This window comes from Aeromicrobium sp. Root472D3, assembly GCF_001426485.1.
In the GTDB taxonomy this organism is placed as follows: domain Bacteria; phylum Actinomycetota; class Actinomycetes; order Propionibacteriales; family Nocardioidaceae; genus Aeromicrobium.
In genome coordinates this window covers 1,164,358-1,184,028 of record NZ_LMET01000001.1, presented here as the reverse complement: position 1 = coordinate 1,184,028, position 19,671 = coordinate 1,164,358, and the positions used below count along the sequence as shown (strand labels likewise).

Here is a 19,671-nt window from a genome sequence, read left to right as displayed (position 1 = left end):
TCGATCCCGCCCCGAGCGGACGAGCGCCGGGTACGCCCTAGTCGCGCCCCTGTCGACCGCTTCGCGCAGGACCGCCGCTGTGTTCTCAACACCGGCCCTGTCGCCACGGTACGCCCCGCCACCTCGCGGTCGGGCATCCCGCGGGCGACCCGGCCCCTATCGCGCGATCAGAGCCCGTCGGCCAGCCGGTGGTAGGCCTGGTTCCAGCGCAGCTCCTGCAGGAACCGCCGCGGCTCGGTGTCGGCGTCGATGTGGACGAGCTCGGTGCGCAGGATCTCGGCCAGGTCGTCGAAGGCCTCGATGCCGACCGCCGTCGTCAGCACCGTGTGGTGCGGGCCTCCGGCCATCAGCCAGGCCTCCGCGGAGGTCGGCAGCGACGGGTGGGGCTGCCACACGGCGCACGCCACGGGCAGCTTCGGCAGCGGCTCGTCGGGCTCGACGAGGGTCACGTCGTTGGCCGTCAGCCGGAACCGGTCGCCGAGGTCGGACAGGCCGACCACGATGCCCTCGGCCGGATCGGCGACGAACGTGAGCCGCACGGGGTCCTCGCGGCCGCCCATGCTGAGGGGGTGCGCCTCGGCGCTGGGCCGCGACGCCGAGATCGTCGGGCACACCTCGAGCATGTGGGCGCCGAGGGCCTTCTGGTTGCCGGGCTCGAGGTGGTACGTGTAGTCCTCCATGAAGGACGTGCCGCCGGGCAGCCCCGCGGCCATGGTCTTGGTGACGCGCACCAGCACCGACGTCTTCCAGTCGCCCTCGCCGCCGAAGCCGTACCCGTCGGCCATGAGCCGTTGCACCGCGATGCCGGGCAGCTGGCGCAGGCCGCCGAGGTCCTCGAAGTTGGTCGTGAAGGCGCCGAAGCCGCCCGCCTCGAGGAAGCGTCGCAGGCCGACCTCGAGCTGCGCCGCGTAGCGCAGCGTCTCGTGCCGGTCGGCGCCCACCTGCAGGTCGGGGGCGATGTCGTAGAGGTCGGCGTACTCGGCCACGACCTTGTCGACCGCGCCGGGCTCGACGTCGTCGACGACGTCGACCAGGTCGTTGACGCCGAACGTGTTGACCGAGACGCCGAACCGCCGCTGCGCCTCGACCTTGTCACCCTCGGTGACCGCGACGTCGCGCATGTTGTCGCCGAACCGGGCGAGCCGGAGCGTGCGCATGTCGTGCGCCGCCGTCGCCGCCCGCGCCCACGTCGCGATGCGTCCACCGACCGCCGGGTCGCTGACGTGCCCCGCGACGGTCTTGCGCGGGACGCCCAGACGCGTCTGGACGAAGCCGAACTCGCGGTCGCCGTGCGCGGCCTGGTTCAGGTTCATGAAGTCCATGTCGATCGTCGACCAGGGGATGTCGCGGTGCCACTGCGTGTGCAGGTGCAGGAACGGCTTGCGCATCGAGTCGAGGCCCTGGATCCACATCTTGGCCGGGCTGAACGTGTGCATCCAGCCGATCAGGCCGACGCACGAGTCGTCGGCGTTGGCCTCGAGCATGACGCGCCGGATCGCGTCGGCCGTCGTCAGGACGGGCTTCCACACGACCGGCACGGGGATGCGCTCGTCGCCGTCGACCATCGCCGCGACCTCGCGCGACTGCTCGGCCACCTGGGCGAGGGTCTCGTCGCCGTAGAGGCTCTGGCTGCCGGTGAGGAACCAGACCGTGCGCGGGGTGGTCGACGGATCCTGCTGCGTGCTCATGGGCGATCTCCCTCGGGGCACATCACTGCCCGTAGACGTTCTGGTAGCGGTCGAACAGGTGCGAGACCTGGCGGTCGGGGATGGCGACGGGCTCGCCGAGCTGGCGCGCGACGTGGACGGTGCGGGCGACGTCCTCGCACATCACGGCCGCCTTGACGGCCGAGCGGGCGTCCTTGCCGATCGTGAAGACGCCGTGGTTCTGCATCAGCACCGCCGGCGACCTGCTGCCCTGCAGCGTCTCGACGATGCCGCGGCCGATCGAGTCGTCGCCGATCAGCGCGAACGGGCCGACGGGCACGGGCCCGCCGAACTCGTCGGCCATCATCGTCAGGACGCACGGGATCGGCTCGCCGCGCGACGCCCACGCCGTGGCGTACGTCGAGTGCGTGTGGACGACGCCGCCGACGTGGGGCAGGTGGCGGTAGACGTAGGCCTGCGCGGCGGTGTCGGAGCTGGGTGCGAGATCGCCCTCGACGACCACGCCGTCGAGGTCGCACAGCACCATCGACGCGGGCGTCAGGTCGTCGTACGAGACGCCGCTGGGCTTGATGACCATCAGGTCGTGCCCCGGCACGCGGGCCGACACGTTGCCGGCCGTCCAGACCACGAGCTCGTAGCGGGTCAGCTCGGCGTGCAGCGCGCACACCTGCTCCCGCAGGGCACGGATCGTCGAGGTGACGTCTGCGGTGACGGTCACGAGGTCTCCCCCTGTGCCGCCCCGGCTCCGGCGCGGCGCTCCTGACGTCGGCGGACGGCCCGGCGACGTGCGTCGCGCAGGCGGTGCATGACGTCGTCGCCACCGCGACCGAAGTGATCGTGCAGCGCGGTGTAGTCGGCGAACAGCAGGTCGTACGCCTGGGCGTCGACCTCGTTCGGGGTGACCACACCGCGCCGCACCGACCCCATGGCCTTCGCGGCGGCGCGTATGTCCGCATACGCACCGGCCGCGACGGCGGCATGGAGAGCAGAGCCCAGCGCGGCGCCCTGCTCGGACCCGACGACGGACAGCGACAGGCGCGTCACGTCGGAGTACACCTGCATCAGCAGGGGGTTCTTCGACAGCCCGCCGGCGATCACGAGCTCCTCGACGGGGACGCCGGAGGAGGTGAAGGCCTCGATGATCGTGCGGGTGCCGAAGGCCGTGGCCTCGATCAGCGCGCGGTACACGTCCTGCGGCCGGGTGGCCAGCGTCTGCCCGACCACGAGGCCCGAGAGCTCGTGGTCGACCAGGACCGAACGGTTGCCGCTGTGCCAGTCGAGGGCGAGGAGGCCGTGCTCGCCGACCTCCTGCTCGACGGCCAGCGCCGTGAGGTGCTCGTGGACGGACCGGCCCAGGGCCGCGGCCTCGTCGTGGACGTACGGGGGCACGCCGTGCTCGACGAACCAGCCGAAGATGTCGCCGACCCCGCTCTGCCCAGCCTCGTAGCCCCAGCTGCCGGCGACGATGCCGCCGTCGACGACGCCGCACATGCCCGGCACCTCGCGCAGCACGCCGGCACTGACGACGTGGCACGTCGAGGTGCCCATGATCGCGACCATCTGGCCGTGGTCGACGGCCTGCGCGGCGGGGGCGCTGACGTGCGCGTCGACGTTGCCGACGGCCACCGCGATGCCCTCGGGCAGACCCGTCCAGGCGGCGGCCTCGGCCGTCAGGCCGCCGGCTCGCTGGCCCAGCTGGCCGATCGGCTGCGCGACCTTGTCGTCGACGAAGCCCGCGAAGGCGGGGTCCAGCGCGGCGAGGAAGTCGGCCGACGGGTACGAGCCGTCCTGCAGGATGCCCTTGTAGCCCGCGGCGCAGGCGTTGCGCACGTACGTGCCGCACAGCTGCCAGACGATCCAGTCGGCGGCCTCGACCCAGCGGGCGGTGCGGGCGTAGGTGTCGGGGTCCTCGTCGAGCAGCTGCAGGCCCTTGGCGAACTCCCACTCCGACGAGACGAGCCCGCCGTACCGCGGCAGCCAGGCCTCGCCGCGCTCGCGGGCGAGCTCGGTGATGCGATCGGCCTGGGCCTGCGCCGCGTGGTGCTTCCAGAGCTTGACGTAGGCGTGCGGGCGCGCCGCGAGGTCGTCGACCTCGTTGAGCGGGGTGCCGTCGGCGAGGGTCGGCACCATGGTGCAGGCCGTGAAGTCGGTCGCGATGCCGATGACGCGGTCGGGCGCGACGCCTGCCTCGGCCAGGGCCGCTGGCACCGCGACCCGCAGCACGTCGCGGTAGTCGTCGGGCACCTGCAGCGCCCAGTCGGGGGCGAGCTCGACGGGTCCGGCGCCGGTCAGGTGACCGGGGATCTCGCGGTCCATGACGGCGTGCCGGTAGGGGTGCACGGCGGTGCCGAGCTCGACGCCGTCACCGACGCGCACGACCAGCGCACGTCCCGACAGGGTGCCGTAGTCGACGCCGACGACGTACGTGGCGTCGTCGTCCCGCGTCCGGTCGGCGGTCACGGGGTCCTCCTGGGCTCGGCGGGACGGACCCCCGTGCTGGTGCGCACGACGAGCTCGGGCTCGATGAGCCGCTCGAGGTCCTCGTCCTCGCCGCTGATCGCGGCGTGGAGCACCGCGATGGCACGACGGCCGACCTCGGCGAAGTTCTGGCGCACCGTCGTGAGCGGCGGGATCAGGTAGCCCGACTCGGGCGAGTCGTCGAAGCCCACGACGCTGACGTCGTCGGGCACGCGGACCCCGGCCTCGTGCAGCGCCCGCAGCAGGCCGATCGCCATCTGGTCGTTGGCCGAGAACACCGCCGTGACGTCGCGCGACCGGGCGATGCGGGCGCCGAGCAGGTAGCCGCGCTCGGCGGTCCAGTCGCCGACCAGCAGGGGCCCGGGCTCGAGCCCCGCACCCGTCAGGGCGTCCTGCCAGCCCTGGCGGCGGGCCTCGGCCTCGGTCCAGTTCCCGGGTCCGCTGATGTGCGCGATGCGGGTGTGGCCGAGGGCGATCAGGTGCCGCGTCGCCTCGAGCGCGCCGCGGTGCTGGTCGACCCCGACGGCCGACGGTCCCCGCGACAGGTCGCCCTCGACGACGACGAGCGGGACGCCCGGGTCGTGGCGGCCGATGACGTCGAGCGCCTCGTGCTGCGCCGCGATCATGACGATGCCGTCGACCGACTGGCGCATCAGGTGGTCGATCGCGCCCGTCAGGCCGGTGCTGGTGATCTCCTTGAGGCTCACGGACCCGGCGAAGTAGCCGGCCTCGCGGGCGGCCTCCTCGATCGTGCGCTGGATGCTGGTGGGGCCGTACAGGCCGGTCTCGGTGCTGATGATGCCGATCGTCGACGAGCGACGCGTCACCAGGGCGCGGGCCGCCGTGTTGGGCCGGTAGCCCAGCTCGGCGATCGCCGCCTCGACCTTCGCGCGGGTCGCCGGCTGGACGTTGGGCAGGCCGTTGACGACCCGCGAGACCGTCTGGTGCGAGACCCCGGCCAGACGGGCGACGTCGGCCATGACGGGGGCGTGGGAGCCGTTCGAGCGCAGGGTCATGACTGCCTCCTCGAGAAGAAGCGTTGCATGACGACGAACACCAGCAGCAGGACGCCGATCGAGATCTTGGTCCACCACGAGCTCAGGGTGCCGTCGAAGGAGATGAAGGTCTGGATCGCGCCGAGGACCAGGACGCCCAGCAGCGATCCGACGACCAGCCCGCGCCCGCCGGTGAGCAGCGTCCCGCCGATCACGACCGCCGCGATGGCGTCGAGCTCCATGCCGACGGCGTGCAGGCTGTAGCCCGACAGCATGTAGAGGGAGAACAGCAGGCCGGCCAGGGCCGAGCAGAAGCCGCTGATCGCGTAGACGCCGACCTTGACGCGGGCGACGCGCAGGCCCATCAGCAGGGCCGAGGCCTCGCTGCCGCCGACGGCGTAGACGGTCCGGCCGAAGCGCGTCATGTGCAGCACCCACGCCGCGACGCCCACCACGACCAGCGCGATGACGGCGGTGTACGTCAGGTAGACGTCGCCGGGCAGCGTGATGGTGGCGCTCGACAGCGAGCCGAACAGGTCGTCGCGGATCGGGATCGACTCGACGCTGATGAGGTAGCAGAGCCCGCGGGCCAGGAACATGCCGGCGAGCGTCGCGATGAACGGCTGGATCTGGAAGTAGTGGATCACCAGACCCATCAGCAGCCCGAGCAGCGTGCCGACGGCCAGCACCGTCACCATGCTGAGCACGGGAGGCCAGCCGGCCCGCAGCGTCGCCGCCGCGATCATGGTCGACAGCGCGACGACCGAGCCGACGCTGAGGTCGATGCCGCCCGTCAGGATCACGAACGTCATGCCGACGGCCAGGACGATGAGGAATGCGTTGTCGACCAGCAGGTTGACCAGCACCTGGGGCGAGGCGAACCCCTCGTAGCGGATCGACCCGACGCCGAACATGCTGACGAACAGCACGAACGTGGCGATGACGGGCACGAAGCGCTGGGGCGGGCTGTACCCCTTGACGCGGTCGACCCACGAGGTCGACCCGACGGTCACGGCGCTCATGCGACACCTGCCTTCACGGGGGCCGCGGCGGGACGGCGGTTCACCGCGAGGGCGGCCCGCGCCTGCGGCGACTGGAGGAGGCACACCACGATCACCGCGACGGCCTTGAAGAGGTAGTTGGTCTCGGCCGGGATGCCGATCGTCGGGATCGTCGTGGCGAGCGTCTGGATGAACAGCGCGCCCACGAGCGTGCCGGTCAGCGAGAACCGCCCGCCGGCCAGCGAGGTGCCGCCGATCACGACGGCGAGGATCGCGTCGAGCTCGATGAACAGCCCCGCGTTGTTGGCGTCGGCGGCGCTGGTGTTGGACGCGATCATGAGCCCGGCGATGCCGGCGCAGAACGCCGCGAACACGTACACCGTCCAGATGATGGTGCGCGACCGGACGCCGGCGAGCCGCGCGGCCTCGGGGTTGATGCCGACGGCCTCGATCAGCATGCCGAGCGCCGTGCGGCGGGTCAGCACGGCGGTGATGCCGAGCACCACGAGCGCCACGATGATCGCGACCGGCAGGGTCGCGACGAAGCCCGCGCCCAGGCGGCGGAAGGCCGGGTTGTTGACCGTCGTGATCTGGCCGTCGGTGACGAGCATCGCCAGGCCGCGACCGGCCGTCATGAGCACGAGCGTCGCGATGATGGGCTGGATGCCGAGCACCGAGACCAGGAAGCCGTTCCACAGGCCCAGCAGCACGCACACCGCGAGCGCGGTCGACATCGCGACGATCGCGGTGCCGGTGGCGCTCTCCTGCGAGGAACCGGCGATCGACGTGCACGCGACGGCACCGGCGATCGCGGCGATCGCGCCGACCGAGAGGTCGATGCCGCGGGTCGCGATGACCAACGTCATGCCGAGCGCGACGAGCAGCACGGGGGCGCCGTTGCGCAGGATGTCGACCAGGCTGCCGTAGAGGTGGCCGTCCTGCATGCGGATCGAGAAGAACGACGGCGTGGCGACGACGTTCACGACCAGCAGGACGACCAGCGCGAGGACGGGCCACATCAGCTGGTGGCGCACCAGCGGGCGGAGATCAGGCACGGGAGGCCTCCTGGTGGGGGACGGCGCCGGCGGCGTCCGCCGGACCGGGCGAGGACGCCTCGCCCGCGATGATCTGCAGGACGTCGGCGACGTCGAGGTCGACGTTGTCGCGCTCGGCGATCTTGCGGCGGTCGCGCATCACGACGACGCGGTCGCTGAGGCGCAGGACCTCCTCGAGCTCGGCGGAGATGAACACGACCGACATGCCGTCGCGGGCCAGCTCGGCCACGAGCTGCTGGATCTGCGCCTTGGCGCCGATGTCGATGCCGCGGGTCGGCTCGTCGAGGATCAGCAGCTCGGGCTCGGTGATGAGCCAGCGCGCCAGCAGCACCTTCTGCTGGTTGCCGCCGCTGAGGTTCCTCATCATGGCCTGCGGATCGGCCGGACGGATGTCGAGCGCCTCGATGTACTTGGCCACGAGGGCGTCCTTGGTGCGCTGGGGCACGGGACGCATCCAGCCGCGCGACGCCTGCATCGCGAGGATCATGTTGTCGGCGATCGACAGCTCCCCGATGATGCCCTCGGCCCGGCGGTCCTCGCTGGAGAAGGCGATCCCGTGCTCGATCGCGGCGCGCGGACCCTTCAGCCGCACGCGCCTCGACCGCACCTCGACCTCGCCGGTGTCGGCGGAGTCGGCGCCGTAGAGCAGCCGCGCCAGCTCGGTGCGTCCCGAGCCGAGCAGGCCCGCGACGCCGACGACCTCGCCGTCGTGCAGCGTCAGGTCGGTGGCCTCGAGGCTGCCCTTGCGACCGAGGCCCAGCACCGTCATGAGCGGCGCCGGCTCGGGAGCCGCCGGATCGGCCGGGGTGCGGTCGATCCGGTCGAGCACCTCGAGCTCGCGGCCGATCATCTCCTGCACGAGGCTCAGCTGCGTCATGTCGGCGGTCAGGTGCTCGGCGACCAGGCGGCCGTTGCGCAGCACCGTCATGCGGTCGGAGATCTCGAAGACCTGGTCGAGGAAGTGCGAGACGAACAGGATCGCGACGCCGTCGGCGCGCAGGGTGCGCATGACGTCGAACAGCCGGCTCACCTCGTCGGCGTCGAGGCTCGAGGTGGGCTCGTCCAGGATCAGCACGCGGGCGTCGATGTCGACGGCGCGGGCGATCGCGACGAGCTGCTGGATCGCGATGGGGTGCTCGTCGAGCTGCGACCGCGCGTCGATGTCGAGGCCCAGGCGGTCGAGCACCTCGCGGGCGCGCTGGTTCATGCGCCGGGTGTCGATGCGGCCCAGGCGGTGCGGCTCGCGGCCGAGCATCATGTTCTCGGCGACCGTGAGGTTCGTGCAGAGGTTGACCTCCTGGTACACCGTGCTGATGCCGGCGGCCTGCGAGGCGAACGGGCCGGAGAAGCTGTGGGGGGTGCCGTCGACCGTGATGGTGCCGGCGTCGATCGAGTAGACGCCGGTGAGGGCCTTGATCAGCGTCGACTTGCCGGCGCCGTTCTCGCCCATCACGGCGTGGATCTCGCCCGGGAGGAGCCGCAGGTCGACCCCGTCGAGCGCCTTGACGCCCGGGAAGCCGATCGAGATGCCCGTCATCTGCACGACGGGGGTCGGCTGGCCGACGCCGGTCGGCGACGGGCCGGTCTCGACGGTCGTCTGCATCATGTCTCCTTGGTGGTCCGGGTCCCGGGGGCTCGCGGGCGCGAGCCCCCGGGTGGGTGGTGGTCGGTACCGGCGGTCAGTACTGGCGGTCGGCCAGGACCTGCTTGGCCGTCTCCTGGTCGAAGGCCGTCTCCTCGGTGACGACGCGCTGGGGCACGTCCTCGCCGGCGACGACCTTCTTGGCGAGGTCCATCAGCTGGGGACCGAGCAGCGGGTTGCACTCGACGATGTAGTTGATCTTGCCCTCGGACAGCGCGGTCATGCCGTCCTTGACGGCGTCGACCGTGATGATCTTGATGTCCTTGCCCGGCACCTTGCCGGCCGCCTCGATCGCCTCGATCGCACCGAGTCCCATGTCGTCGTTGTGGGCGTACACGACGTCGATGCCCTTCTGCGACTTCAGGAACGACTCCATGACCTTCTTGCCGCCGTCACGGGTGAAGTCACCCGTCTGCGACGCGACGACCTTGATCGTCGGATCGGCCTTGGTGGTCTCGGCGAAGCCCTCCTTGCGGTCGATCGCGGGAGCGGCGCCGGTCGTGCCCTGCAGCTCGACGACGTCGATCGAGCCGTTGCCGTCGACGTCGGAGTCGGCGGCGTTGTCGACCAGCCACTGGCCGGCCTTCTCGCCCTCCTCGACGAAGTCGGAGCCGAGGAACGTCTCGTAGAGGCTGTCGTCGTCGGAGTCGACCGACCGGTCGGTCAGGATCACGGGGATCTTGGCGCGCTTGGCCTCCTGCAGGACCGAGTCCCAGCCGGTCTCGACGACGGGGCTGAACGCGATGACGTCGACCTTCTGCTGGATGTACGAGCGCAGCGCCTTGATCTGGTTCTCCTGCTTCTGCTGCGCGTCGGAGAACTTGAGGTCGATGCCGGCGGTCTTGGCGCTGTCGCGGATCGACGTCGTGTTGGCCGAGCGCCAGCCGCTCTCCGCGCCGACCTGGGAGAAGCCCATCGTGATGTCGTCCGAACCGCCCGAGCCACCGGAGCCGCCCGAGCCGGCCCCGTCCGAGCTGCTGCTTCCACATGCCGCGAGGCCACCGATGAGGGCTGCGCCCGCCGTGGCCGTCAGGATCTTCTTGAACACTGTCTTCCTCCATCTTCGGGAACCCCGGGCCGACGGCGAGGGGCTGTGTGGCGGGCGGACTCCGGTCACACGAGGCGGGCTGATCGCTGTGACCGGCATCACCTTGGAGTCGATTGTTAACGCTCACAATTGCCCTGTCAACCATGTGGGCGAAAAAATGTGAGCGTTAACATCTCCGATGCGTCCAGACCACCCCGCAGGGCCGCGCCGGCGGGCCGCCTAGAGGGTCGGACGCACGGACGTGCGCCGCAGGACGTCGTCGACGACCGCCGCGAGGTCGACGCGCTCCCCCGCGACCGCGCGCTGCCGGTCGGCGCCGGTGCCGTCCCGCACCAGCCGGGCCAGGCCGGCCTCGACGAGCGGGCGGTCGCCCGCGAGGTCGAGCGCGGGGCCGATCGTCCGCAGCAGCGATCCGACGACGTCGGACGCGGGGTGCGCCTCGCCCGTGAGGGGGTCGAGCAGCGACCCCGCGAGTCCGTCGCGCCGGGCCAGCCAGCGGGCCGCCCGGAGCTGCTCGACGCGCCACACGGGTGCCCGCTCCCCCGCGCGCCACTGCCGCGCACAGGTCTCGACCAGCGCGCGCACGACGCCGGCGACGACGACCGTGTCGGCCAGGTCGGTGCACACGTCGGCGACGCGCACCTCGACGGTCGGGAAGTCGCGCGCCAGGCGGGCGTCGAAGTAGACCATCCCGTCGTCGAGAGCCGCCCCGGACGCGATCAGGCCCGCCACGGCGCGTCGGTAGCCCGCGGCGTCGCCGAACGGCTCGGTGGCCCCCGCGGTGGGCCAGGCCTCCCAGACCTCGGCCCGCCAGCTCGCGAACGACGTGTCGACGCCGAGGTGGAAGGGCGACCCCGCCGACATCGCGAGCACGACCGGCAGCCACGGGCGGAGCCGGTCGACGATCGCGACCGCTTCCTCGTCGTCCGACACGTCCACGTGCACGTGCATGCCGCACACGAGGGCGTCGCGCGCGACCCGTCCGTAGCGGGCCATCATCGTGCGGTAGCGGTCCTTGGGCGTGACGTCGCCGTCCGCGTCGAGCACGACCGGCGTCGGCATCGCGGCGAGGCGGGCCCCGACCGAGGAGGCCGCCTCGGCGGCCGAGGCCCGGGCCCCGGCGAGGTCGTCGAGCAGGTCGGCGACCGCCAGCCGGGGGCTCGACTGCGTCTCGACCTGCTGCAGGAACAGCTCCTGCTCGACGTCGCCCTCGTCCGCCCCTCCGACGGCCCGGTCCGACGACCCGACCAGACGGCGGGTGCCGGGGTCGACCAGGAACATCTCCTCCTCGACGGCCAGCTTGCGAGGCGTCACCCTCGGCGCGCGGACTGCTCGAGCCGGATGTCGCCCACCCCGTGCCGCACGACTGGCTCCATGTCCGCCCCTCCCCGGGCCCCGGCGCGTCCGGTGCCCGGGCCCGCCGTACCCGCGCGGGCCGGTCCCATGCGGCGACCCGCCGCGGGCGTCGGCGCACCGACCGGCCCTAGGACGCGGACCGGACCCAGCGCGCCGTCAGGAACGCCGTGAAGCTCGTGATGGCGGGGGCCGTGATCTTGGCGGCCACGTCGTCCTTGATCAGGATGTCCTCGGCGCCCAGCAGCCGTCCCGTCTCAGGACTGACGATCAGCACGACACGGTACGAGGGCTCCGACTCCGGGAACAGCGAGATGCCCAGGCCCGTCCGTCCGGCGCGGTCCTTCACGTCGCCGAGCAGGCGGTAGGCGCTCGTCTCGGCCATCAGGCTCCAGAAGGCCGCGTCGACCCGGGCCGGCACGACGTAGATGTTGTGCAGCTCCAGGATGTGCACGTACAGGCACATCGGCCGGTCCGGCCGGTCGCGCGATGCGCAGCCGGTCAGCTCCAGGAGCGCCGTGCGCAGCTTCGACCGGTCGGTCGGCAGCCGGTCGAGCGCCGCGGCGTCGATCTCGCCGGCGGGCTGCGTCACGTCGCCCCGGACCGGGAGCGAGTCCCAGCCGCCGGGCCGACTGAGCCCGCGTCCACTGTCGTCGAGCGGGTCGTCGACCTTCTCGACGCTGCGTTGCGCGCCATCGCTCGTCAGCCACCGCTGGAGCAGGGTCGGTATGACCTCGGGCTCCTCGTCACCGCCGACCGTGGCGCTCAGGAAGAAGTTGTCCGAGACGGTGTACTGGACCGACCCCCCGCGAGCCGGCTCGACCTGTTCGGCCGCCGTCTCGGAGAGCGACCGCAGGGTCTCCCGGGCGTCCTTGCCGGGCGCCGTCGCGATCTGCTTCGCCGAGGCGTACTCGTAGCTCAGGATGGGCACGGTCGAGGCGGCCGCGCCGTCGGGCTGCCACGGCTGGAAGACGCCCAGCACGAACACGCTCACGGCGGCGACGGAGCTGACCACGGCCGCCAGGACCCGGCGGCGCCGGCGCCGCCTCGCCACGTCGACCTCGGACGGCCCGTCGTGACGGGCCAGCAGGTCGTCGGCCGAGGGGAACGCGAGGCCGTGCCGGGCCGGGTCGACGTCGGCGTGCAGCCCCGCCTTCTCGGCGGCCCGGCGCAGGCGCGCGAGCTCCTGCTCGGGATCGACCGGTGTCTCGTTCATGCCCTCTCCCCCCTCTCGGACAGGATCGGCGTGCCGAGGTGCTCGGCCTCGAGCGCCTCGAGCCTGCGGCGCAGGCGCAGGACGCGCGTCGTGTACGCCGAGGTCGAGATGCCCATGAGCCGTGCCCCGTCGGCGGTCGACAGCATCTGCACGAAGGCGACGGTCATGAGCCGCTGCTCCGACGGCTCGAGCGATCGCCACACCCACCGGCCGTACTCGGTGTCGGCGACCACCTCGGCGACGTCGGGGTTCACGGGGTCCTCACGGTCGGCGTAGTCCTCGATGAATCGGTTGTCGTGGTGCTTGCGCGTGACCCTCTGCCCTTCTTGCAGGACCTGGTTCCTCGCGATCCCCATGACCCACGGGGCCCACTCCTCGGGTCGTTCCGGGCAGGCGTCGCGCTTGCGCAGCACGACCTCGAAGGTGCTGTTGACGACGTCCATCGCCTGCTCGGGCGACAGCCGCCGGGCGGCGAACGAGAACACCGCCTGCTGGAGCCGTGCGTAGAGCGCTCTGAAGTCCTCGTCGCTCACGCCCGCAGGATACGTGAGGCGCAGCTCAGGTCTCGGCAGGTCGTGGCCGTCGACAGGAACCTGCGAGTCGCCGGTGATCCGGCGCCCCCGAGTGCGATGAACCACCACGGGGGTCGTCGAAGCACCCCCGGGGCCCACGCACAGAGGAGTCGTCACGACCATGAACACCGCAGCAGCCGACTGGTACCCCGACCCGCGAGCACCCGAGGGCGGACTGCTCCGCTACTGGGACGGGTCGACGTGGACCGAGCACGTCCGGGACGCGCCCTCGGCACCGGACCCCGCCGCCGAGGACCCGTCCGCCGCCCCCGGCCGCTCGGTGCCGGTGCTCGGCGCCAGGAGGCTCGCCCGCGACCTGATCGAGGAGAACGACCTCCTCGCGGCCGACAACCGGCGCCTGCGACGGGCCGTGGAGCACTACGGGATCGAGGACGTCGTGGGGCGCACGATCGCCCTCGACGACCTCGAGGCCGAGATCGGCGTGCAGCGGGCACGGCTCGAGGGACTCCTCGAGCACGTCAGGAGCCTCGGGCTGGCCCTCGCGAGCGATCGGCCGTCCCCGCTCTGAGCGCTGCACGACGAAGCCCCTGACCCGCGTCGTGGCGGGTCAGGGGCTTCGTGTCGTGCTGTGGCAGGTGCAGGGTTCGAACCTGCGTAGGCTGAGCCGTCTGATTTACAGTCAGATCCCTTTGGCCACTCGGGCAACCTGCCGGGCGTTGCCGGGGCAACGACGAGCAAGCCTAGCGCAGCCGATTAGGCTGAGAGAAATCAGACCCGCCGCAACGCTTCAGGAGCACCCTTCATGGCCGACTCGTCCTTCGACATCGTGAGCAAGATCGATCGCCAGGAGGCCGACAACGCGCTCAACCAGGCGGTCAAGGAGATCCAGACACGCTACGACTTCAAGAACACCGGCGCCGAGATCACGTGGAGCGGCGAGTGGGGCATCGAGATCACCGCCAACGCCGACGAGCGCGCCCTCGCGGTGCTCGACGTCTTCAAGGACAAGCTCATCAAGCGCGGCATCTCGCTCAAGGCCCTCGAGGACGGCGAGCCCCGCCAGTCGGGCAAGGACACCAAGCTCAACTGCACGTTCGGCGAGGGCATCAGCCAGGAGCAGGCCAAGAAGGTCTCCAAGCTGATCCGCGACGAGGGTCCCAAGGGCGTCAAGGTGCAGATCCAGGGCGACGAGCTGCGCGTCACGAGCAAGAAGCGCGACGACCTGCAGGAGGTCATCGCCCTGCTCAAGGGCGCCGACCTCGACTTCGCGGTGCAGTTCACGAACTACCGCTGAGCCCCACCCCGCCGGCGCGCCGCCGGGGTCAGGGCAGGTGCGACAGCAGCAGGTCGGGCCAGGCACTGAGGACGACCAGGGCGGCCGCCCCGATCAGCACCGTCGACTTCGCGAAGCGCACCGAGATCGGCGGTGACGGGCTGACGTACGGCTCGCCGACCGGGCGCTCGCACAGCGTCACGACGAGCCGCAGGTAGTACGCCAGGCCCAGCATGACGTTGACGCCCATGATGATCGCGAGCCACACGTGGTCGCCGTCGACGACGGGGCGGATGACGACGAACTTGGTCACCAGGCCGATGACGGCCGGGGGGAAGCCCGCCAGCGTCAGGGCCGCCATGACGAGCGGGACACCCATCCACGGGTCGTTGCGGGCCATGCCGCGCAGGTCGTCGAGCCGGGTGCTGCCCCGCAGCCTGAGCACGACCGCCAGGGCGGCGAAGGCCACGAGGTTGGCCAGCGCGTACACCGCGACGTACTGGGCCGCGGCCGGCAGGGCGTACGACGACGAGACGACCGCTGCGGGCGCGACGAGGAACCCGGCCTGCGCGACCGACGACCACGCGAGCAGGCCGATCGCATCGTCCTGGCGCAGCGCGCCGACGTTGCCGACCGTCATGGTCAGGGCCGCCACGACCGCGACGACCGGCTGCCAGTCGTCCTGCGCCGCCGGCAGCGCGACCGACAGCAGCACCAGCAGCGCGCCGAGCGACGCGGCCTTCGAGACCGCCGACAGGAAGCCCGCGACCATGACCGATGCGCCGCCGTAGGCGTCGGGCACCCAGAGGTGGAACGGCACGGCGCCGAGCTTGAACAGCAGGCCCACGACCGTCATCACGACGGCGACCGACACCACGCCGTCGGGCACCGCCGGGTCGACCAAGGCCCGGCCCAGCAGTGCGTAGTCGAGCGTCCCCGTGACGCCGTACAGCAGCGAGACGCCCATCAGCGTGACGGCCGTCGACACCACCGAGACGAGGAAGAACGTCCACGCCGCCCTGATCGCGTCGCGGTCGCCCTGCCGCAGCCCCACCAGCGCGATCGACGGCAGTGAGAGCAGCTCGAGGGCCACGACCAGCGTCACGACGTCGCGGGCACCGACCATCAGCAGCGCGCCGGCGGCCGCGCTCATCAGCAGGAAGTGGTACTCCCCCGGCGGCATGGCGTTCTCGAAGTTCATGACGTTGGAGGCCACGACGACGAACAGCGTCCCGACCAGCACGACGAGCGAGAACGCGAACGGCGTGCCCGTCGCGTCGCCCCGCACCAGCTCGGCCGTCGCGACGACCCCGGCCACGGTCGCGGGGAGGCCCGAGCCCAGCCACGTGCGGCGCGGGTAGAAGGCGTCGACCATCAGCGCGACGAGCGCGCCGACCAGCACGATCGTGGCGGGCCCGGCGACGGTCCAGTCGATGGGGATCGTCATCGCGCCACCCCGACGTACACGGGACCGTAGAGGTCGAGCAGCAGCTGCGGCACCAGGCCCAGCACCACGACGACCGCGACGAGAGCGCCCATCACGACGACCTCGCGACGTCCGAGGTCGCGGTCGGCCTCGAGCGCCGACGGCTCGCCCTGCGCCAGCAGCCGGACGGCCCGGACGACGTACGCCGTCGTCAGGGCGATGCCGACCAGCGCCAGGCCCAGGGCCGTCCAGGCCACGGGCCTGGTCAGCACGGAGCCGACGTCGTAGGCGGCGCGCAGCGAGAGCACCTCGCCCCAGAAGCCCGCGAGGCCCGGCAGCCCGAGGCTCGCCACGGCCGCCAGCACGAACGTCGCCGCCAGCCACGGCGCGCGGCCGTAGAGGCCGCGCCCGATGCCGGCCATCGACGTCGTGCCGTAGCGGTCCTTCATCGAGCCGGCGGCGAAGAACAGCAGCCCCGTGATGACGCCGTGCGCGACCGAGCCGAACACCGCGGCGGCCAGGCCCGCCTCGCTGCGGGTCGAGATCGCGAGCACGACGAAGCCCATGTGACCGATGCTGGAGTACGCGATCAGCCGCTTGAGGTCGTCCTGCGCGTAGCAGGCCAGCGCCGACCAGACGATGCCGACGGATCCCGCGACCGCGAGGTACGGCGCGACCACGCCGAGGTGGTCGGACGGCAGGACGAACACGATGAGCCCGTACGTGCCGAGCTTGAGGAACACCGAGGCCAGCAGCACCGACCCGACGGTGGGCGCCGAGCTGTGGGCGTCCGGCAGCCACGTGTGCAGCGGGACGACGGGCGTCTTGACCGCGAAGCCCAGCGTGATCAGGACGATCGCGACGGCGGTCGGCCGCAGGGCCGTCAGCTCGAGGCTCCCGCCCTCGACGGCCGCGACGACGATGCCGACCAGCAGCAGCGCCGATCCCGTCACGGTGAACAGCAGGAACCGCGTGGCCGCTCGGTGCGCGACGTCGCGGTCGGCGTCGGACCACCACGCGATGACGAACCACATCGGCACCAGCGCGAGCTCGAAGAACACGAACAGCAGGAGCGCGTCGAGCGAGCCGAACACGCCGAGGGCCGAGGCGCCGATCACGAGCACCAGCCCGACCAGGGCCGGCGAGGTGTCGTCGGCGACGAGCCACAGGCAGCACAGGACCGCGATGAACGCCGTCATCAGCGCGAACGGCCACGACACCGCCGTCAGGCCGAGGTGCAGGCGGGCGCCGACCGGTTCGATCCAGGCGACGTCGACCTCGCCCGAGACCCCCTCGCGGCCCTCCCAGACGGCGGCCACGAGCACCAGTGAGACCGTCGTCGCGGCGACCCCGATCCACGCGGCCGCCCGTCCGGACACGAACCGGCGGCCGAGCACGAGCAGCAGCCCCACGACGAAGGGGACGGCCAGGGCGGCGACGATCATCGCAGCACCACCCCGACCACGACGATCACGACGACGCCGACCGCCAGCACCGTCGCGTAGCGCTGGACGTTGCGCGTCTGCGCCAGACCGAGCCCCCGCGAGACGACGGCCACGAGGGCCGCACCGCCGCGCGGGTAGACGTCGACGGCGTCGCGGTCGAGGTCGACGACCCCGCGGGCGAGCGGTGCGGCCGCGGCCGGGACCCACCGCGAGAACGGCCGGTCGAGCCACAGCTCGGACGTCAGCGGCGCCGGCGACCGGTCGAGGGCCGATCCGCGCCGCGCCAGGAGCAGCACGGTCGCCACGCCGGCCCCGGCGACCGCCGTGCTCAGCAGGCCCGTGCCGAGGTGGAGCGGCTGGCCGACCGACAGCGCGAACGTCGCGACGGCCAGGACGACCAGGGGGCCCGTCATGGCGGGCGGCTGCTCGCGCACCTCGTGGTCGGCGCGGTCGGCGCGGTCGGCGCCGACCGGGCCGAGGAACGTCAGCACCCACAACCGGGTCGCGTAGGCGGCCGTCACGAACGTCGTCACCAGCGCGACGACCAACAGCGCCCGGGCCACGCCCGGCGCGAGCCCGTGGTCTCCGTCGGTCGCGACCTCGATCGCGTGCAGCACCGAGTCCTTCGTGAAGAATCCCGCGGTCGGCACGAGGCCCGCGAGCGCCGCGAAGCCGATCGTCATGGTCCAGAACGTCACCGGCATCGAGCGCCGCAGACCGCCCATCGCCGACAGCGCGCTCGACCCGACCGCGAGCATCACGCAGCCGCAGCCGAGGAACAGCAGCGCCTTGAAGACGCCGTGCGACACCAGGTGGTCGAGCCCCGCCTCGGCGCCGCCGGCCGCGACGGCGGCGAGCATCAGCGCGAGCTGGCTGACGGTCGACCACGCGAGCGCCCGCTTGAGGTCGGACGAGGTGAGCGCGAACAGCGCCCCCATCAGCATCGTGACCGCCGCGCCGCCCGCCATCAGCGTCAGCACGAGCTGCGAGTCGGCGTAGAGGAAGAACAGCCGCGACGCGAGGTAGACGCCCGCCGCGACCATCGTCGCGGCGTGGATCAGCGCCGTGATCGGCGTCGGCCCGGGCATGGCGTCGGGCAGCCACGTGTGCAGCGGGAACTGCGCCGACTTGCCGATCACGGCGACCAGCACGAGCAGCCCGATCAGCGTCGCGTGACGCGTGCCGTCGGCCTGCGCCACCTGGGCGCCGACGATGTCGTACGTCCCGTACGTCTCGCCGATCACGATGATCGCCATCACCAGGCCGAGGTCGGCCACGCGGGTGACCAGGAAGGCCTTCGCGGCACCCGTCCGGGCCGGCGCCGTCTCCCACTCGTGACCGATCAGCAGGTACGAGCACAGGCCCATGACCTCCCACCCGACCAGCAGCACCCACAGGTTCGTCGTGCCGACGACCGCGATCATCCCGAGCAGGAACAGCACGATGACCAGCGCGTACGAGCGGTAGCGCGGGTGACGACCCAGGTACGCCGTCGAGTAGATCTGCACCAGCAGGCCCACGCCGACCGCCAGCAGCACGATCTGCGCCGCCTGCGGGAACAGGAACAGGTCGGGCGACAGCGACGGCAGCGGAGGATCGACGCCGGGGCGGCTCGCCCCCACGTAGCGCCCGAAGTAGCCGTGGCGCATCACCTCCGGGACCGCCCAGACCGCGACGACGACCGCGAGCACCGCCGTCAACCCCACGTACCCCCACCGCCGGCTCATCGCCCCACCTCGTCGACGTCGACCGTCCGCACCGCGCGGAACAGCGCCAGGACGATCGCGAGGCCCAGGCCGATCTCGGCCGCGGCCAGCGCGATCGTGAACAGCGTCAGCACCTGGCCGGTGTGCAGCGCGTCGGCGAACCACGCGTCGAAGGCCACGAGGTTGAGGGTGACGGAGTTCAGCATCAGCTCGACCCCCAGCAGCACCAGGACGGCGTTGCGGCGGGCCAGGACGCCGTACACGCCGATGCCGAAGAGGGCGGACGACAGCAGCAGGGGGTACAGCAGCGACATCAGCGATCGGATCCCGACCGTGAGAGGACGATCGCGCCGACCAGCGCGGCCAGCAGCACGCCGCTGAGGATCTCGAACGGCAGCACCCAGTCGGTGAACAGCGCCTCTCCGATCGAGGCCGCCGTGCCGATGCGACGCCCCTCGATGCGCTCGCCCGCGAAGCCGGCGACCATCGTCGCCCCGAGGCCGACCGCCGCGACCAGGCCCAGCACCGCGGCCGTCCACCGGTTGCCCGTGACCTCCGCGGTCGTCCGCCCGCTCTGGCGGGTCAGCATCAGCGCGAAGATCACCAGCACCACGACCGAGCCGACGTAGACCAGCACCTGCACCCATGCGACGAACTCGGCCGTCATCAGCACGAAGCAGCCGGCGACGGCCCCGAGCGTCACGACGAGCCACAGCGCCGCGTGCACGAGCTGGGGGCTCGTCATCGCGAGCACGGCCGAGCCGACCGCGAGGAGCGACAGCACGACGAAGACGACCTCGGTGCCGTTCACAGCCCCTCCTCGGTCGCCCGCG

18 protein-coding genes and 1 tRNA gene are annotated in these 19,671 nt (G+C 72.0%); 2 read left to right on the top strand and 17 right to left on the bottom strand.

Features of this window, described 5'->3' with window-relative positions:
- Window positions 1–167: 167 nt before the first annotated feature.
- The 11 genes from araA to ASD10_RS05750 form a co-directional block, all read right to left on the bottom strand.
- Window positions 168–1,688 carry an L-arabinose isomerase gene (gene araA, locus ASD10_RS05800; RefSeq protein ID WP_056605949.1) on the bottom strand — a complete coding sequence of 507 codons (1,521 nt, stop codon included), beginning with the start codon at window positions 1,686–1,688 and terminating at the stop codon, window positions 168–170.
- A gap of 22 nt (window positions 1,689–1,710) precedes the next feature.
- Window positions 1,711–2,385 (bottom strand): L-ribulose-5-phosphate 4-epimerase, encoded by a 675-nt coding sequence (locus ASD10_RS05795; protein WP_056605946.1) that lies wholly within the window; start codon window positions 2,383–2,385, stop codon window positions 1,711–1,713.
- Complete coding sequence (gene araB, locus ASD10_RS05790) at window positions 2,382–4,127, bottom strand: ribulokinase (protein ID WP_056605944.1); 1,746 nt, start codon at window positions 4,125–4,127, stop codon at window positions 2,382–2,384. Before araB ends, ASD10_RS05795 begins: the two co-directional genes overlap by 4 nt.
- A complete protein-coding gene (locus ASD10_RS05785) occupies window positions 4,124–5,161 on the bottom strand; it encodes a LacI family DNA-binding transcriptional regulator (RefSeq protein WP_056605941.1) in 1,038 nt (345 codons plus the stop codon). Before ASD10_RS05785 ends, araB begins: the two co-directional genes overlap by 4 nt.
- Window positions 5,158–6,162, bottom strand: coding sequence for a galactofuranose ABC transporter, permease protein YjfF (gene yjfF / locus ASD10_RS05780; protein WP_056605939.1), 1,005 nt, complete (start codon window positions 6,160–6,162; stop codon window positions 5,158–5,160). The genes ASD10_RS05785 and yjfF overlap by 4 nt, the downstream gene beginning before the upstream one ends.
- Window positions 6,159–7,196: an ABC transporter permease gene (locus tag ASD10_RS05775; protein WP_235501766.1), complete on the bottom strand. Its 1,038-nt coding sequence runs from the start codon at window positions 7,194–7,196 to the stop codon at window positions 6,159–6,161. The genes yjfF and ASD10_RS05775 overlap by 4 nt, the downstream gene beginning before the upstream one ends.
- On the bottom strand, window positions 7,189–8,802 hold the full coding sequence (locus tag ASD10_RS05770; RefSeq protein ID WP_157432469.1) for a sugar ABC transporter ATP-binding protein: 1,614 nt from the start codon (window positions 8,800–8,802) through the stop codon (window positions 7,189–7,191). The genes ASD10_RS05775 and ASD10_RS05770 overlap by 8 nt, the downstream gene beginning before the upstream one ends.
- Window positions 8,803–8,875: 73 nt before the next feature.
- Window positions 8,876–9,886 (bottom strand): ABC transporter substrate-binding protein, encoded by a 1,011-nt coding sequence (locus ASD10_RS05765; RefSeq protein ID WP_056605933.1) that lies wholly within the window; start codon window positions 9,884–9,886, stop codon window positions 8,876–8,878.
- Window positions 9,887–10,105: 219 nt separating this feature from the next.
- The gene (locus tag ASD10_RS05760; RefSeq protein ID WP_056605930.1) at window positions 10,106–11,200 is read right to left on the bottom strand and encodes a glutamate--cysteine ligase; all 1,095 of its coding nucleotides are present in this window, start codon (window positions 11,198–11,200) and stop codon (window positions 10,106–10,108) included.
- 169 nt (window positions 11,201–11,369) lie between these two features.
- Window positions 11,370–12,455: a CU044_5270 family protein gene (locus ASD10_RS05755; protein WP_056605928.1), complete on the bottom strand. Its 1,086-nt coding sequence runs from the start codon at window positions 12,453–12,455 to the stop codon at window positions 11,370–11,372.
- Complete coding sequence (locus tag ASD10_RS05750; RefSeq protein WP_056605924.1) at window positions 12,452–12,988, bottom strand: RNA polymerase sigma factor; 537 nt, start codon at window positions 12,986–12,988, stop codon at window positions 12,452–12,454. Before ASD10_RS05750 ends, ASD10_RS05755 begins: the two co-directional genes overlap by 4 nt.
- A 160-nt stretch (window positions 12,989–13,148) precedes the next feature.
- Between ASD10_RS05750 and ASD10_RS19130 the strand changes: the two genes are divergently transcribed.
- Window positions 13,149–13,556 carry a DUF2510 domain-containing protein gene (locus ASD10_RS19130; RefSeq protein ID WP_056605921.1) on the top strand — a complete coding sequence of 136 codons (408 nt, stop codon included), beginning with the start codon at window positions 13,149–13,151 and terminating at the stop codon, window positions 13,554–13,556.
- 61 nt (window positions 13,557–13,617) lie between these two features.
- Here the strand turns inward: ASD10_RS19130 and ASD10_RS05740 are convergent.
- Window positions 13,618–13,699: transfer RNA gene (locus ASD10_RS05740), tRNA-Tyr, on the bottom strand.
- A gap of 91 nt (window positions 13,700–13,790) precedes the next feature.
- Here ASD10_RS05740 and ASD10_RS05735 point away from each other — a divergent pair.
- The gene (locus ASD10_RS05735; RefSeq protein WP_056605919.1) at window positions 13,791–14,282 is read left to right on the top strand and encodes a YajQ family cyclic di-GMP-binding protein; all 492 of its coding nucleotides are present in this window, start codon (window positions 13,791–13,793) and stop codon (window positions 14,280–14,282) included.
- A 28-nt stretch (window positions 14,283–14,310) separates the two neighbouring features.
- On the opposite strand, the gene ASD10_RS05730 is transcribed toward ASD10_RS05735, so the two are convergent.
- Genes ASD10_RS05730 through ASD10_RS05710 form a run of 5 tightly spaced genes read right to left on the bottom strand, consistent with a single transcriptional unit; the run spans window position 14,311 to window position 19,649 of the window.
- Window positions 14,311–15,708 (bottom strand): NADH-quinone oxidoreductase subunit N, encoded by a 1,398-nt coding sequence (locus ASD10_RS05730; protein ID WP_056605917.1) that lies wholly within the window; start codon window positions 15,706–15,708, stop codon window positions 14,311–14,313.
- The gene (locus ASD10_RS05725) at window positions 15,705–17,132 is read right to left on the bottom strand and encodes a NuoM family protein (RefSeq protein WP_056605915.1); all 1,428 of its coding nucleotides are present in this window, start codon (window positions 17,130–17,132) and stop codon (window positions 15,705–15,707) included. The genes ASD10_RS05730 and ASD10_RS05725 overlap by 4 nt, the downstream gene beginning before the upstream one ends.
- Window positions 17,129–18,859: an NADH-quinone oxidoreductase subunit L gene (locus ASD10_RS05720; protein ID WP_082556041.1), complete on the bottom strand. Its 1,731-nt coding sequence runs from the start codon at window positions 18,857–18,859 to the stop codon at window positions 17,129–17,131. Before ASD10_RS05720 ends, ASD10_RS05725 begins: the two co-directional genes overlap by 4 nt.
- Window positions 18,856–19,152 carry an NADH-quinone oxidoreductase subunit NuoK gene (nuoK, locus tag ASD10_RS05715; protein ID WP_056605910.1) on the bottom strand — a complete coding sequence of 99 codons (297 nt, stop codon included), beginning with the start codon at window positions 19,150–19,152 and terminating at the stop codon, window positions 18,856–18,858. The genes ASD10_RS05720 and nuoK overlap by 4 nt, the downstream gene beginning before the upstream one ends.
- The gene (locus tag ASD10_RS05710; RefSeq protein ID WP_056605907.1) at window positions 19,152–19,649 is read right to left on the bottom strand and encodes an NADH-quinone oxidoreductase subunit J; all 498 of its coding nucleotides are present in this window, start codon (window positions 19,647–19,649) and stop codon (window positions 19,152–19,154) included. The genes nuoK and ASD10_RS05710 overlap by 1 nt, the downstream gene beginning before the upstream one ends.
- Window positions 19,650–19,671 lie beyond the last annotated feature (22 nt).